This is a genomic window from Mycolicibacterium mageritense, from assembly GCF_010727475.1.
In the GTDB taxonomy this organism is placed as follows: Bacteria; Actinomycetota; Actinomycetes; order Mycobacteriales; family Mycobacteriaceae; genus Mycobacterium; species Mycobacterium mageritense.
Genome location: NZ_AP022567.1, coordinates 3,848,193 through 3,860,594, shown reverse-complemented (window position 1 = coordinate 3,860,594; position 12,402 = coordinate 3,848,193). Strand labels below are relative to the sequence as shown.

General features: G+C 68.4%; 14 protein-coding genes. 10 read left to right on the top strand and 4 right to left on the bottom strand.

Features of this window, described 5'->3' with window-relative positions; all coding sequences use genetic code 11:
• The first annotated feature begins 31 nt into the window (after nt 1–31).
• From G6N67_RS18545 to G6N67_RS18520, 6 genes are all read left to right on the top strand, one after another.
• Nucleotides 32–955: an SDR family NAD(P)-dependent oxidoreductase gene (locus tag G6N67_RS18545; protein WP_036429678.1), complete on the top strand. Its 924-nt coding sequence runs from the start codon at nt 32–34 to the stop codon at nt 953–955.
• A gap of 69 nt (nt 956–1,024) precedes the next feature.
• On the top strand, nt 1,025–2,482 hold the full coding sequence (locus G6N67_RS18540; protein ID WP_229481967.1) for a threonine/serine exporter family protein: 1,458 nt from the start codon (nt 1,025–1,027) through the stop codon (nt 2,480–2,482).
• Nucleotides 2,483–2,509: 27 nt separating this feature from the next.
• Nucleotides 2,510–3,697, top strand: coding sequence for a molybdopterin molybdotransferase MoeA (gene moeA, locus G6N67_RS18535; protein ID WP_036429679.1), 1,188 nt, complete (start codon nt 2,510–2,512; stop codon nt 3,695–3,697).
• Between the two features lie 35 nt (nt 3,698–3,732).
• Entirely contained in the window at nt 3,733–4,431 is a 699-nt protein-coding gene (locus tag G6N67_RS18530) for a phosphatidylserine decarboxylase (protein ID WP_036429680.1), read from the top strand.
• Between the two features lie 13 nt (nt 4,432–4,444).
• The gene (gene pssA, locus G6N67_RS18525; RefSeq protein WP_036429681.1) at nt 4,445–5,305 is read left to right on the top strand and encodes a CDP-diacylglycerol--serine O-phosphatidyltransferase; all 861 of its coding nucleotides are present in this window, start codon (nt 4,445–4,447) and stop codon (nt 5,303–5,305) included.
• Between the two features lie 10 nt (nt 5,306–5,315).
• Nucleotides 5,316–7,523 carry an AAA family ATPase gene (locus G6N67_RS18520; protein ID WP_081812610.1) on the top strand — a complete coding sequence of 736 codons (2,208 nt, stop codon included), beginning with the start codon at nt 5,316–5,318 and terminating at the stop codon, nt 7,521–7,523.
• Between the two features lie 90 nt (nt 7,524–7,613).
• Here the strand turns inward: G6N67_RS18520 and G6N67_RS18515 are convergent, their stop codons facing one another.
• A complete protein-coding gene (locus G6N67_RS18515) occupies nt 7,614–8,111 on the bottom strand; it encodes an SRPBCC family protein (protein WP_051578512.1) in 498 nt (165 codons plus the stop codon).
• Nucleotides 8,112–8,124: 13 nt separating this feature from the next.
• Here G6N67_RS18515 and G6N67_RS18510 point away from each other — a divergent pair, with 13 nt between their 5' ends.
• Nucleotides 8,125–8,835 (top strand): hypothetical protein, encoded by a 711-nt coding sequence (locus G6N67_RS18510; protein ID WP_131524581.1) that lies wholly within the window; start codon nt 8,125–8,127, stop codon nt 8,833–8,835.
• Here G6N67_RS18510 and G6N67_RS18505 read toward each other — a convergent pair.
• Complete coding sequence (locus G6N67_RS18505; RefSeq protein WP_036429685.1) at nt 8,821–9,411, bottom strand: TetR/AcrR family transcriptional regulator; 591 nt, start codon at nt 9,409–9,411, stop codon at nt 8,821–8,823. The two genes, G6N67_RS18510 and G6N67_RS18505, sit on opposite strands and share 15 nt — an antisense overlap.
• A gap of 21 nt (nt 9,412–9,432) precedes the next feature.
• On the opposite strand from G6N67_RS18505, the gene G6N67_RS18500 reads away from it, so the two are divergent.
• From G6N67_RS18500 to G6N67_RS18490, 3 genes are all read left to right on the top strand, one after another.
• On the top strand, nt 9,433–9,801 hold the full coding sequence (locus G6N67_RS18500; protein ID WP_036429686.1) for a hypothetical protein: 369 nt from the start codon (nt 9,433–9,435) through the stop codon (nt 9,799–9,801).
• Nucleotides 9,798–10,298, top strand: coding sequence for an SRPBCC family protein (locus G6N67_RS18495; RefSeq protein ID WP_036429687.1), 501 nt, complete (start codon nt 9,798–9,800; stop codon nt 10,296–10,298). Before G6N67_RS18500 ends, G6N67_RS18495 begins: the two co-directional genes overlap by 4 nt.
• Nucleotides 10,299–10,360: 62 nt before the next feature.
• Entirely contained in the window at nt 10,361–10,810 is a 450-nt protein-coding gene (locus tag G6N67_RS18490; RefSeq protein ID WP_051578513.1) for a DUF1707 domain-containing protein, read from the top strand.
• Here G6N67_RS18490 and G6N67_RS18485 read toward each other — a convergent pair.
• A complete protein-coding gene (locus tag G6N67_RS18485) occupies nt 10,777–11,424 on the bottom strand; it encodes a response regulator (protein WP_036429688.1) in 648 nt (215 codons plus the stop codon). The two genes, G6N67_RS18490 and G6N67_RS18485, sit on opposite strands and share 34 nt — an antisense overlap.
• Complete coding sequence (locus tag G6N67_RS18480) at nt 11,424–12,383, bottom strand: histidine kinase (protein WP_036429689.1); 960 nt, start codon at nt 12,381–12,383, stop codon at nt 11,424–11,426. The genes G6N67_RS18485 and G6N67_RS18480 overlap by 1 nt, the downstream gene beginning before the upstream one ends.
• Nucleotides 12,384–12,402 lie beyond the last annotated feature (19 nt).

Genomic DNA, 12,402 nt, shown 5'->3' with positions numbered 1-12,402 from the left:
CCGACACGCGCACACCCGTAAAGTTCGGGCCATGACTGCCAAGAGCAAGTGGACCGAGGCCGACGTCCCCGATCAGTCGGGCCGGGTCGCGATCGTCACCGGATCCAACACCGGGCTGGGCTACGAGACGGCACGGGTGCTGGCCGCCAAGGGCGCCCATGTCGTCGTCGCAGTACGCAATCTGGACAAGGGCCGCGAAGCCGTCGACCGCATCATCGCGGTGGCCCCCAAGGCCGACCTAAAGCTTCAGCAGCTCGATGTCGGCTCCTTGGAATCGGTCCGCACCGCGGCCGACGAGCTCAGGAACGCATACCCGCGCATCGATCTGCTGATCAACAACGCCGGCGTGATGTACCCGCCCAAACAGACCACGGTCGACGGCTTCGAATTGCAGTTCGGCACCAACCATCTGGGGGCGTTCGCGCTGACCGGGCTGTTGCTCGATCACCTGCTGCCCGTCGACGGGTCACGCGTCGTCGCGGTCGCCAGCGTCGCGCACCGCATCCAGGCCGCCATCCACTTCGACGACCTCCAATGGGAACGCAGCTACAACCGCGTCGCCGCGTACGGACAGTCCAAGCTGTCGAACCTGCTGTTCACCTACGAGCTGCAGCGCAGGCTGGCCGCCAAGAGCGAGCCCACCATCGCCGTGGCCGCGCACCCCGGGCTGTCCAACACCGAACTCATGCGCCACATCCCGGGAACGAGCCTGCCGGGCTACGACAAACTGGCCGGCCTGTTCACCAACAGCCCCGCCAAAGGTGCGCTGGCGACGCTGCGGGCGGCCACCGATCCCGGCGTCCGCGGCGGGCAGTATTACGGTCCTGACGGATTCCGTGAGATGGTCGGCCATCCGAAGCTCGTGACCTCCAGCAAGCAGTCGCACGACGAAGAACTGCAGCGCAGGCTCTGGACGGTGTCCGAAGAACTCACCGGCGTGACGTTCCCCGTGTAGCGGCAGCGCGCCAAAAACTCTGCCGCTCAAGGCTGCCCACGGGTCGGCCATCGGTGCTTGGATGGGGCAATGACCGAGGTAGGTCCACCCGACGCGGGCCCGGCCGGGCAGGGCGACGGCGGTGGCGCGCAACCGCCGCGGCGGGCACGGCAACGCAAGATCTTGAGCCGTATCGTCCGCGAGACCGAGGCCCCGACGGACAGCTTCCCCCTGATCAAACCGGGTCGCAAAGCGCCGGACGACTTCTACGATGCGCGGCTCGGCGCGGTGCTCGACCTGGCGGGCAGCATCGGAGCGGTCCTGATGGCGTCGGGTACGCCGGCGATCGCCACCGCGCATCAGGTCACCGAGGTGGCCGCCGCGTACGGGATCGAGCACTGCGAGGTCGACGTCATCAACACCGCGATCCACATCGCGGTCTATCGCGGCCCGGCATTGCCGCCGGCCAGCACCATGCACATCGTGCCGTCCCGGTCGATCGACTTCAGCCGGCTGGCGGCCTTGGGCCGGCTGATCCGCCGCATCACCGCACATGAGCTGCCGCCGGCCGAAGCCCACGTCGAACTCAACGCGATCATCACCGCGCCGCACCCATACAAGCGCTGGGTCGCGACCCTCGCGTGGGGCACGCTGGCGTTCGCGACGGCGGGCACCCTCGGCGCGGACCTCCTGGTCTGCGTCGTGAGCGCGCTGAGCACCATGGCGATCGACCGCGTCAACCGGTACCTCAACAAGCAGGGGCTGCCGTTCTTCTTCCAGTACGCGATCGGCGGCATCATCGCCACGGCGCCTCCGCTGCTGATCTTCAAGGCGTGCATCATGTGGGGCATCCCGTTCGAGCCGACCGTGGCCATCGCCGCGGGTCTGGTGGTGATCCTCGCGGGGCTCTCCCTGGTGGGTTCGGTCGGCGATGTCATCGCGGGCGCACCCATCACCGCGGCGGGCCGGTTCTTCGAGTTGCTCATGCTGACGGCCGCGACCATCGCCGGGGTGGCGTTGGTGTTGCACCTGGCGAGCCGCTTCGGTGCACCGGCAATCGACATGGGCGCGAACCCGCCACCCGCGCTCGCCGAGTATCCGGTGCGCGTGGCGTTCGGTGCGGCGAGCGCAGTGGCGTTCGCCCTGGCCTGTTACGCCGAGCGGACCGCGGCGGTGGCCGCGGCGTTCGGCGGCGCGACCGCCATCATCGGTTATCTGATCGGGTTGAGCCTGGGCCTGGGTGCCGTCGCGTCGTCATTCGTGGCGGCGGTTCCGGTCGGCCTGGTCGGCCGGCTCATGGAGCGCCGTAACCTCGCCCCGCCGCTGCTGGTGTCGATCGCGGGTATCACGCCGCTGCTGCCCGGCCTGTCGCTGCTGCACGGCATCTACGCGGTGCTCAACGGGCAGAGCAACGTCGGGTTCACTGCGGTCCTCGGCGCGCTCGCCATCAGCACGGCGCTCGCGGCGGGCGTCTCCCTCGGTGAGTGGAGCTCGTTTCGGGTCCGTCGACGGCGATTCCCGCAGCGCCGGGCTCGGCCTCGGGCATAGGCCCTCGGCGAAAGTATCGTGGTAGCCGTGCGAACCGTCTCAGAACACCAGGACATTGTCGCTGCGCTGATCAAAGCCCGTGCGCCACAACAGTTGCCGCTTGCGCAGGCGCTCGGCCTGGTGTTGGCCGAAGAGGTCGTCGCGCCGCTGTCGCTGCCGGGTTTCGACAATTCCGCGATGGACGGTTACGCCGTGCTCGCCGAGGACATCGCATCGGCCACAGCCGAGCGCCCGGTGCTGCTGCCGGTCGCCGAGGACATCCCGGCGGGCCGCACCGATCCCTTGACCCTGAAACCCGGTACCGCACACCGGATCATGACGGGCGCACCCATGCCTGCGGGCGCCACCGCGGTGGTGCCCGTCGAGGCGACGGACGGTTCGACGGACACCGTCAGCATCCGCACCTCGGTCGTGACAGGCCAGCACGTCCGGCGGGCCGGTGAGGACGTCACCGCGGGCACCGAGGTGCTGCGGGCCGGCCAGGTGGTCACCCCGGCCGCACTCGGACTGGCCGCCGCGCTGGGCCTGGCCGAATTGACGGTCACTCCGCGGCAGCGCGTCCTGGTGATGTCCACCGGTACCGAGTTGGTGGCCCCCGGCACGCCACTGCAGCCGGGCCAGATCTACGAGTCGAACGCCGTGATGCTGACGGCCGCGGTACGCGACGCGGGTGCCGAGGTGGTGGCGTCTCCGATGTGCGGGGACGACGTCGACGCATTCCATGCCACCCTGGCCGCGCATGCCACCGATGTCGACCTGATCATCACCACCGGCGGGGTGAGCGCAGGCGCGTATGAAGTGGTCAAGGATTCACTGAGTGGTCAGGTGGAGTTCGTGAAGGTGGCCATGCAGCCCGGTATGCCGCAGGGGTCGGGCACCGTCAACGGGACACCGATCATCACGCTGCCGGGTAATCCGGTCAGCGCACTGGTGTCGTTCGAGGTGTTCGTGCGGTCCCCACTGCGGGCCGCCATGGGATACCCACACCCGGGCCGGCCCCGTCGCGCCGCGGTGCTCAGCGAGGATCTGACCTCGCCGCGCGGCAAACGCCAGTTCCGGCGCGGCGTCCTCACCGGGGATGCCGTCACCAGCTACGGGCCTCCGGCGTCGCATCACCTGCGCTGGCTGGCCTCGGCGAACTGCCTGCTGGAGATCGGCGAGGACATCACTGAACTGGCCGCCGGGTCCGCCGTCCCGGTATGGGATCTGAGCTAGCGAATCCGACCCGGCGCACACGTAGAATCCTCCCGATGGCCAGACGCCCCGACCTCCAATCCGGTCCAGAACGCCTCGCGGCGCTGGTTCGATCCAGCGTCCCGCCCATGCATTCCGCAGGCCTGCCGTTCGTCGGCGCCAGCCTCGCGGTTGCCGCGCTCGGACGTAACCGCCGGTGGGTCCGCCGCGCCGGCCTGCTCGCGGCCGGCGCCAACGCGGCGTTCTTCCGGCACCCGCCACGCGTGCCACCGACTCGGCCCGGTGTGGTGGTCTCGCCGGCGGACGGCCTGGTGTGCCTCATCCAGGACGCGGTGCCGCCCGCCGAGCTGGGCCTGCCCGACACCCCGCTGCCCCGGGTGAGCATCTTCCTGTCGGTGCTCGACGCACATGTGCAGCGCGCGCCGATCGGCGGCGAGGTGGTGGCCGTGCAGCACCGGCCCGGCCGGTTCCACTCGGCCGAACTGGAAGCCGCGAGTGAGGACAACGAGCGCAACAGCGTCGTCATCCGCACTCCTGACGGCATCCAGGTGATCGCCGTGCAGATCGCCGGCCTGGTCGCGCGGCGCATCGTGTGCGACGCCCGCGTCGGCGACAAGCTCGACATCGGCCAGACCTACGGGCTGATCCGGTACGGCTCGCGCCTGGACACGTACCTGCCCGTCGGCTCGAAACTGCTCGTCAGCCGCGGCCAGCGCGCGCTGGCCGGCGAAACCGTCCTCGCCGAGCTGCCATGATCGCGGGGTTGTGATGATAAAAGCTCGGATTCGGCCCCCTTCCTTCACGGTGCGCATGCTGCCGAGCGCCTTGACGGTGGCCGCGATCTGCCTCGGGTTGACCGCGGTGAAGATGGCCCTCGACGACCGGCCGACCGAATCGATGGCGTTTCTTGCCGTCGCGGCGATCCTCGATGCCCTCGACGGCCGCGTGGCCCGCATGCTCAAGGCCACCTCCAAGATGGGCGAGGAGATTGACTCGCTGGCCGACGCCGTGAATTTCGGTGTGGCACCGGCGTTCATCGTGTACGCGACATTGCTGTCCCATTCGCGGATCGGCTGGATCGTCGTGCTGCTGTACGCGGTGTGCATCGTGCTGCGGCTGGCGCGGTTCAATGCGCTGCTCGACGTCGATCAGCCCGCGTACGAGAAGGAGTACTTCGTCGGGATGCCTGCCCCGGCAGGCGCGATCGGCGCGATCGTCCCGCTGGCGGCCAAGATGCAGTTCCCCGGCACCTGGTGGGACTCTGTGGTGGCGGAATGGGTGGTGATCGGCTGGATGGTCGGCGTCTCGCTGCTGGTCGTCAGCCGCATCCCGATGCGCAAGATCCACACGTTCTCGGTGCCGCCGAACATGGTCGCTCCCCTGCTGGCGCTCGTGGCGATCGGCGTTGCGGCCTCGGTGTTCTACGGCTACATCGTGATCATGGTGATCGCCGTGGCCTACGTGATCCACATTCCGTTCGCGGTCCGCACCAAGCACTGGGTGGCCGCCCACCCCGAATCCTGGGACGACAAGCCGCGGCAGCGCCGCGCCGCGCGCCGCGCCATCCGCCGCGCCCAGCCGCACCGGCGCTCGGTGGCGCGTCTGGGCCTGCGGAAGCCGGGCCGTTGAGGTGAGCCAGATGGAGGACGATGCCGGCGAGATGTCGCTCGGCCATCTCCGGCTGACGGCACGCCTGAACACGTCTGCTCTCGACGCCCGTCGTGGCGTGGTCCGGTTGCACCCAGAAGTTCTTGCCGCCCTGGGCATCCGCGAATGGGACGCGGTGTCGCTGATCGGTTCGCGCACCACGGCCGCGGTGGCCGGGAACGCACCCGCGGGCACACCGACCGGCACCGCGCTGCTCGACGACGTCACGTTGTCGAATGCCGGGGTGCGGGAGAACGGGACCGTGATCGTGGCACCCGTGACCGTGTACGGCGCGCGCTGCGTGACGGTGTCGGGTTCGAAACTGGCCACCGACTCGATCTCGTCGGCCACGCTGCGCCAGGCGCTGCTGGGCAAGGTCATGACGGTCGGCGACACCGTGTCGCTGCTGCCCCGCGACCTCGGGCCCGGCACGTCGACGTCGGCGGCGTCCAGTGCGCTGGCGTCGTCGGTCGGCATCACCTGGACCTCGGAGTTGCTGACCGTGACGGGGGTCGACCCCACCGGTCCGGTCAGTGTGCAGCCGAATTCGGTGGTGTCGTGGGGATCGGGCGTCACTTCCGCCGAGCAGGTATCTACGGGTGGTGAGTACACGGTCAGCGCGACGCGCGACGAGCCCGCCGTGAGCTTCGACGATCTCAAGGGCATGCACGTCCAGGCCGGCAAGCTCACCGAGTGGCTCAAGTTGTCCCTCGACGAGCCGAAACTACTGGAAACCCTTGGCGCCACAGCCAATCTCGGCGTGCTGGTATCCGGGCCCGCAGGAGTCGGGAAAGCCACGATGGTGCGCGCGGTGTGCGCCTCGCGCCGGCTCGTCGAGCTGGACGGCCCCGAGGTCGGCGCGCTGCACGTCGAGGACCGACTGGCCAAGGTGACTGCCGCGGTGCAGACCGTCACCAACGGCGGCGGGGTGCTGCTGATCACCGACATCGATGCGCTGCTGCCGGCCGCCGCTGATCGCGCGCCCGATCCGGTGGCGACGCTGATCCTGGCCGAACTGCGTAAAGCGGTGGCCACGCGCGGCGTCGCGTTCGTCGCCACGTCCGCCAGGCCCGAAGCCGTCGACCCGCGGCTACGGGAACCCGACCTGTGCGACCGCGAGCTGGGCCTGAGCCTGCCCGATGCCGCGACCCGCAAAGCGCTGCTGGAAGTGCTTTTGCGCGGCGTTCCTTCGATCGATCTCGATCTCGGCGAGATCGCGGACCGCACTCCGGGTTTCGTGGTGGCCGACCTCGCCGCGGTGGTCCGTGAAGGGGCGCTGCGGGCAGCGGCCCGCGCGAGCGCCGACGGGGCCGAGCCCGCGCTGCGGCAGGAGGATCTGACCGGGGCGCTGACCGTGATCCGCCCTCTGTCGCGATCGGGGACGGAAGAGATCTCGGTCGGTTCGGTCACCCTCGACGACGTCGGCGACATGGTCGAGACCAAGCAGGCGCTGACCGAGGCCGTGCTGTGGCCGCTACAGCATCCCGACACGTTCGCGCGGCTCGGCGTGCAGCCGCCGCGCGGGGTTTTGCTCTACGGCCCGCCTGGCTGCGGCAAGACGTTCGTGGTCCGCGCGCTCGCCAGTTCCGGACGGCTGTCGGTGCACGCCGTCAAAGGTGCTGAGCTGATGGACAAATGGGTCGGCTCGTCGGAGAAGGCCGTGCGCGAACTGTTCGCCAGGGCCCGCGACTCGGCACCGTCACTGGTGTTCCTCGACGAGCTCGACGCCCTGGCACCGCGGCGCGGGCAGAGCTTCGATTCCGGCGTGACCGACCGGGTGGTGGCCTCGCTGCTGACCGAGCTCGACGGCATCGAGCCGCTGCGCGACGTCGTCGTGCTCGGCGCGACCAACCGGCCCGACCTCATCGACCCGGCCCTGTTGCGGCCCGGGCGGTTGGAACGGCTCGTGTTCGTCGAACCTCCCGACGCCGAGGCCCGGCGCGAAATCCTGCGCACCAGCGGCAAATCCATTCCGCTGGCCGCCGACGTCGATCTCGATGCGCTTGCGGCCGACTTGGACGGCTACAGCGCGGCCGACTGTGTGGCGCTGCTGCGCGAAGCGGCACTGACCGCGATGCGCCGGTCGATCGACGCGGCCGACGTCACCGCGGCCGACGTGGCCAAAGCCCGCGAAACCGTCCGCCCCTCATTGGATCCCGTGCAAGTGGCATCCCTGCGCGAGTTCGCCGCGGGGCGGTAACCCTGCACCGCGAACGTGCGTGTTTGTCCCCCGCCACACCGCATTCCGTCGGCAATTTGCGCACCCTCGCAGCCAAGTGAGCGTGCGCGATCACCCCTCGGCCAACGCGGCCAGCCGATCGACCGACGCCTGGAGCTTGTCCGGGGTTGTGGCTCTCGCACGCGGCAGCCGCTGCTCATCGGTCAGCTGCGACCAGTCATAGGTGTGCGTGACGAGGGTCTGGCCATCGTCGAGCGGTTCCAGCGCCCACCGCCACAGGTGGCCGGGCGGTTCCTTGCCCACCTCGGACGGCCGCCATGCGATGAGGCGCCCCTCCTCGAACTCCACGATGTGGTTCTCGCGCACGAAGCCCACCGTGAGGTTCATGGTGAAGACGTCGCCGACGCCTCGGACCCGTTGTCCACCAGGGGCCTCGGCGAGGTTGTCGTTGCCGTCCCACCGCGGCTGCTGCGCAGGGTCGGCGATCAGCTCGAAGATGGCTGCGGCCGGCGCGGAGATCTCCCGACTCGCCGTCACGATCCGATCGCCGTCAGTGTTAATGTCCACGAATCGATCTGACCAGAGTTTACGAGCGGGCGCAAAGGTCATAATGCCGAAGCTGATGCGGAGACTCGCCTACTTCGTGACGGCGATCCTGCTCCTGATGTGTTGGGGCTGGGCGTACGCGGCGTTCCGGCACGGCGCCTACATCACCGTGGTCATCGCGCTCGCGCTGTCGGTGATACCGATCTTGATCGTCGCCATGACCCGGATCTCCACCGCCGTCGCGCCCGGGGTGGCGTTCGATTCGGCAGGCACGTGGCTGCGTCCGGACCCGCGAATCGAAGCGCTCATGCACAGGCTCGTCACGGCGGGCATCGTCGCCACCGCCACGGTGTGTGCAGCCTGGCTGGGTGGTGTGCTGTATCAGGGGTTCCTGGACGAGTTCGGCCATATGGTGCCTTTGCTGTGCGGCGTCACCTCCCTTGTCCTGCTGTGGACGTGGTTGATGACCAAGCGTCAGGGCGGCATCAGCTATCTGATCCTGTCTCCCGACGGCTTCGAGTTCTCCGGGCTGCTCTCGCCCAGGGTCGGGAAATGGGACGACATCGCCGCGATGGTCGACGACGACCCAGAGGCTGGACGGTTCTGGGGTCTCATGGATTTCACCATGACGAACAACAAGCGACTTCGCATGGAATCCACCGGGATATACACGCCGGGAGGCAAAGCGCTCTACGAGTTCGTACGCTTTTATTGGCAGCATCCCGAACATCGCGACGAACTGACCAACGGCCGCGCATTGAATCGACTTGAGTCACTTCAGGTTTAGCGTCAACAGCGCGCGCACCGCAGCTGCGAGATCTTCCTCGAGCCAGGGCGGCAACTCTCGGTCATGGGCATGGCGCCGGACGACGGCGTAGGGCAGGTCCACCACGGCGCGGGCCATGGCGTCCATGGTGCGCGCGTCGTCGTCACCGTAGATGCCACGCGCCAGCTCTCGCACCCGCTCGATGAGCGGCGCGTTCATCGTCGTCAGGGTGGCCTGGAACTCGGGATCAGGTTCCCCGTCGAGCAGGTCGCTGGGGCGAATCGTCAACAGCAGCCGCGCGTCTTCGGGTAACTCGCGGGCGTACCGCACCGCGGCGACGCCCATCGCGACCGCCTCTTCCAACGGCGCCTCGCCCGCGGCCGCCATCGCCCGGGCCTGGAACCGCTCGAGCGCGCGCAGCCACGCGGCGGTCAAGATGCCGTTGCGGTTGCCGAACCGGTGATACAGCGTGCCGGCCGGGGCGCCGCTGGCCTTGGCGATCGCCGCCACGCTGGCCGCCCGCGGTCCCTGCGCGAGCACCAGTGCTCGGGTCGCGTCGAGGATCGCGTCGGTTTCATGCTTCCGCGGAGGCGCCATGATCTAGTACAGTCCTTCTATATGGAACGTTTACCCTATATCGATGAGCATGCCACAACCGTCGACGCCGACGCGGCAACAACATGGGCCGCCGTACTGCAGACCCTCTGCGGAAGCCCGACCAATCCGCGTGCCCCGCTCGGATTCCGGATCGGCGAATCCAAGCCCCGCGAACGCCTGGTCCTCGCCGGGCATCACCCGTTCTCGGTCTACAACTGGGTTTTCGAACTCGACCCGATCACACCGCACAGCACGCGGGTCCGGTCACAGACCTGGGCCGCTTTTCCCGGATTGCACGGCAAGATCTACCGCGCACTGGTGATCGGCTCGGGCGGCCACCGTCTCGCGGTGCGGTGGATGTTGAACCGCATCGCGGGAGCCACACGATGACGATGATCCTGAATTGGGGCGCGACCGCCCGGGAACGTTCCGACACGCTGCCGTGCGATGCCGTCGCACCCGGCGCAAGCGTTCAGGCCGACCGCGCCATCAGCATCGACGCACCGCCGGCAACCGTCTTCGCATGGCTGTGTCAGCTCCGGGTCGCGCCCTACAGTTACGACCTGCTCGACAACTTCGGCCACCGCAGCCCACGAATTCGCGACCCCGAGTTGACCGATCTGGCTGCCGGACAACGCTTCATGCAGGTGTTCGAGCTGCGCTCGTTCCGCACAGACCAGCACATCACGCTGCAGGCCGGCAGCGTCACGGTCACCTACGCGGTGCGCCCGGTCGGCCGCGGGACGCGGCTACACGTGCGCGTGCTGTTCGACGGACCGCGGGTGATCGGCTGGGCGCTCACACTGGGCGACGTGGTGATGATGCGCAAGCAACTGCTCACGCTGCGCGAACTGGCAGAACGGGAATCCATCTCGATCAAATCTTGACGGTGACTAGTTGGTATGGCATATTCAACTTGTCACTGCCTAGATCGATGGATGGGGACACCATGACCGACACCGTCATGAACGCCGTGCACGCGACCCGCGTCGGTGACCCGGAGCGCGAGAAGACCGCGAACGACCTCGGACAGGCGCTCTCGCAGGGCTACCTGACCATGACCGAATACGAGGACCGCCTCCAGCGGGCCTTCGGCGCCAACACCACAGGCGAGTTACGCGGGCTCGTGGCCGATCTGCCCGTCGGCCAACTGCGACGCAGCGATCCGCGCCGGAAGGCCGCACAGCTCAGGGCCGCCCGGTTGAGTGTCCGGATCCACGTCGGCGTCTACCTCGCCGTGTCCGTCCTGATGCTCGGCATCTGGCTGGCAGTCGGGTTGGGCGGCGGCGGATGGTACTTCTGGCCCGTCTGGCCGATCATGGGCTGGGGCATCGGCGTTGCGTCGCATGCCATCCCGATCTGGGCTCACGGCTCGATGAGGCCCGCCCGGATCGCATAGCGGGTGAGCGCCAACCGGTCCCGCAGCCCGAGCTTGGCCAGGATGTTGGTGCGGTGCCGGTCAACGGTTTTCGCGCTGATGGTCAGCGTCGCGGCGATCTCGCGCGTGGAGTAACCCTCGGCGATGAGCTTGAGCACTTCCTCTTCGCGCGGCGTGAGGATGGTGTCGGGCAGTTCCCCGCCCTGCCTGGCCCGGTGCAGATAGTCACGGATCAACGCGGTCACTGCTCCCGCGTACAGGAACGGCTCGCCACGCATCGTCGCCCGGCACGCCTCCAGCAGGTCGCGGTCGGCCACCGACTTCAGCACATAGCCCGACGCCCCGGCCTTGAGCGCCTCGAAGAAGTACTGCTCGTTGTCGTACATCGACAGGATCAGGATCCGGACGTGCGGATGCGACCGGTTGATCTCGCGGGCCGCCTGCAGACCGGTCATCCGCGGCATCGCGATGTCGAGAATGGCCAGATCCACCGGGGTTCGATCGAGCGCCGACACCGCCTCGTGCCCGTCGGCCGCCTCGGCCACCACCTGCAGATCCGGTTCGGCGTCGATGATCATGCGCAGGCCGCTGCGCACCAGCGCGTGGTCGTCGGCAAGCAGGATCTTTGCGGACATCAGAGCGGGATCACCAGCCGCACCTCGGTGCCGCCGTCTTGTGGTGAGGTGATAGTCAATTCGGCGTTCACCAGCAGCGCACGCTCCCGCATGCCGTTGATACCGGCCCCCTCGCGGTCCACTCCCCCACATCCGTCGTCGGCGATCCGTAACGTCAATTCGGTTGCACCGGTGTGCAGGTCGAGCCACACCTTGCTCGCCCCGGAATGCCGAGCCACGTTCGTCAGGCTCTCCTGGGCGATCCGGTAGCACACCAACTCCACCTCGGGCTTCAACCGATCTGATTGCGGTGCAATATGTTTGACCACCGCGATGCCCGAGGCCTGGCCGAAGTCGGTGCACAGCGCGTTGAGCGCGCTGTGCAGCCCGAGATCCTCCAGTGCGTCGGGACGCAGCCGCCGGGCGATCTCGCGCACCTCGTCGAGGCTGGACCGCACGATCTCCTGCGCGTCGGCGAGTTCGTCCTGCATCGACGCGGGCGCCCGGTCGACGGCCCGTTTGAGCCGCAGCAGCGCGACCGTCAGGGTCTGGCCGATCTCGTCGTGCAGTTCCCTGGCGATGCGTTGACGCTCGTTCTCCTGCGCCGCCAGGGCTGACGCGCTCGCCGTGGTCCGTTCGGTCTCCAACCGGTCGAGCATGGTGTTGAACGACGTGATCAGGTGCTGCAGGTCGGTGTTGCCGCGATGATCCACGCGGTCGGTGCGCTTGGGCGGATCGACTCGCCGCATTGACGCGGCGAGCCGATCCAATGGGGCAAGACTCGACCTGAGCAACAGCGCGTTGGCGGTGAGGATCACCGCAAGACCCACCACGAGCACCGGAATCTCGGTGATCTTGATGCGCGACGACACCGAGGCCGGCGACACCGCCAGGATCAGCGTGCCCAGCGTGAAGATCAGCCCGTTGATCAGGAACACCCGTCGGAACAGCGCCGCCGCCGGGGTGCGCGCCGGTTTCACCCCACCAGCGTGACCCGGC

Excerpts from the sequence above, each read along its gene's own strand:
- G6N67_RS18545 (WP_036429678.1), top strand. The coding sequence starts at position 32 with ATGACTGCCAAGAGCAAGTGGACCGAGGCCGACGTCCCCGATCAGTCG.
- G6N67_RS18540 (WP_229481967.1), top strand. The coding sequence starts at position 1,025 with ATGACCGAGGTAGGTCCACCCGACGCGGGCCCGGCCGGGCAGGGCGAC.
- G6N67_RS18530 (WP_036429680.1), top strand. The coding sequence starts at position 3,733 with ATGGCCAGACGCCCCGACCTCCAATCCGGTCCAGAACGCCTCGCGGCG.
- pssA (WP_036429681.1), top strand. The coding sequence starts at position 4,445 with ATGATAAAAGCTCGGATTCGGCCCCCTTCCTTCACGGTGCGCATGCTG.
- G6N67_RS18520 (WP_081812610.1), top strand. The coding sequence starts at position 5,316 with ATGGAGGACGATGCCGGCGAGATGTCGCTCGGCCATCTCCGGCTGACG.
- G6N67_RS18515 (WP_051578512.1), bottom strand. The coding sequence starts at position 8,111 with ATGACCTTTGCGCCCGCTCGTAAACTCTGGTCAGATCGATTCGTGGAC.
- G6N67_RS18510 (WP_131524581.1), top strand. The coding sequence starts at position 8,125 with ATGCGGAGACTCGCCTACTTCGTGACGGCGATCCTGCTCCTGATGTGT.
- G6N67_RS18505 (WP_036429685.1), bottom strand. The coding sequence starts at position 9,411 with ATGGCGCCTCCGCGGAAGCATGAAACCGACGCGATCCTCGACGCGACC.
- G6N67_RS18500 (WP_036429686.1), top strand. The coding sequence starts at position 9,433 with ATGGAACGTTTACCCTATATCGATGAGCATGCCACAACCGTCGACGCC.
- G6N67_RS18495 (WP_036429687.1), top strand. The coding sequence starts at position 9,798 with ATGACGATGATCCTGAATTGGGGCGCGACCGCCCGGGAACGTTCCGAC.
- G6N67_RS18490 (WP_051578513.1), top strand. The coding sequence starts at position 10,361 with ATGACCGACACCGTCATGAACGCCGTGCACGCGACCCGCGTCGGTGAC.
- G6N67_RS18485 (WP_036429688.1), bottom strand. The coding sequence starts at position 11,424 with ATGTCCGCAAAGATCCTGCTTGCCGACGACCACGCGCTGGTGCGCAGC.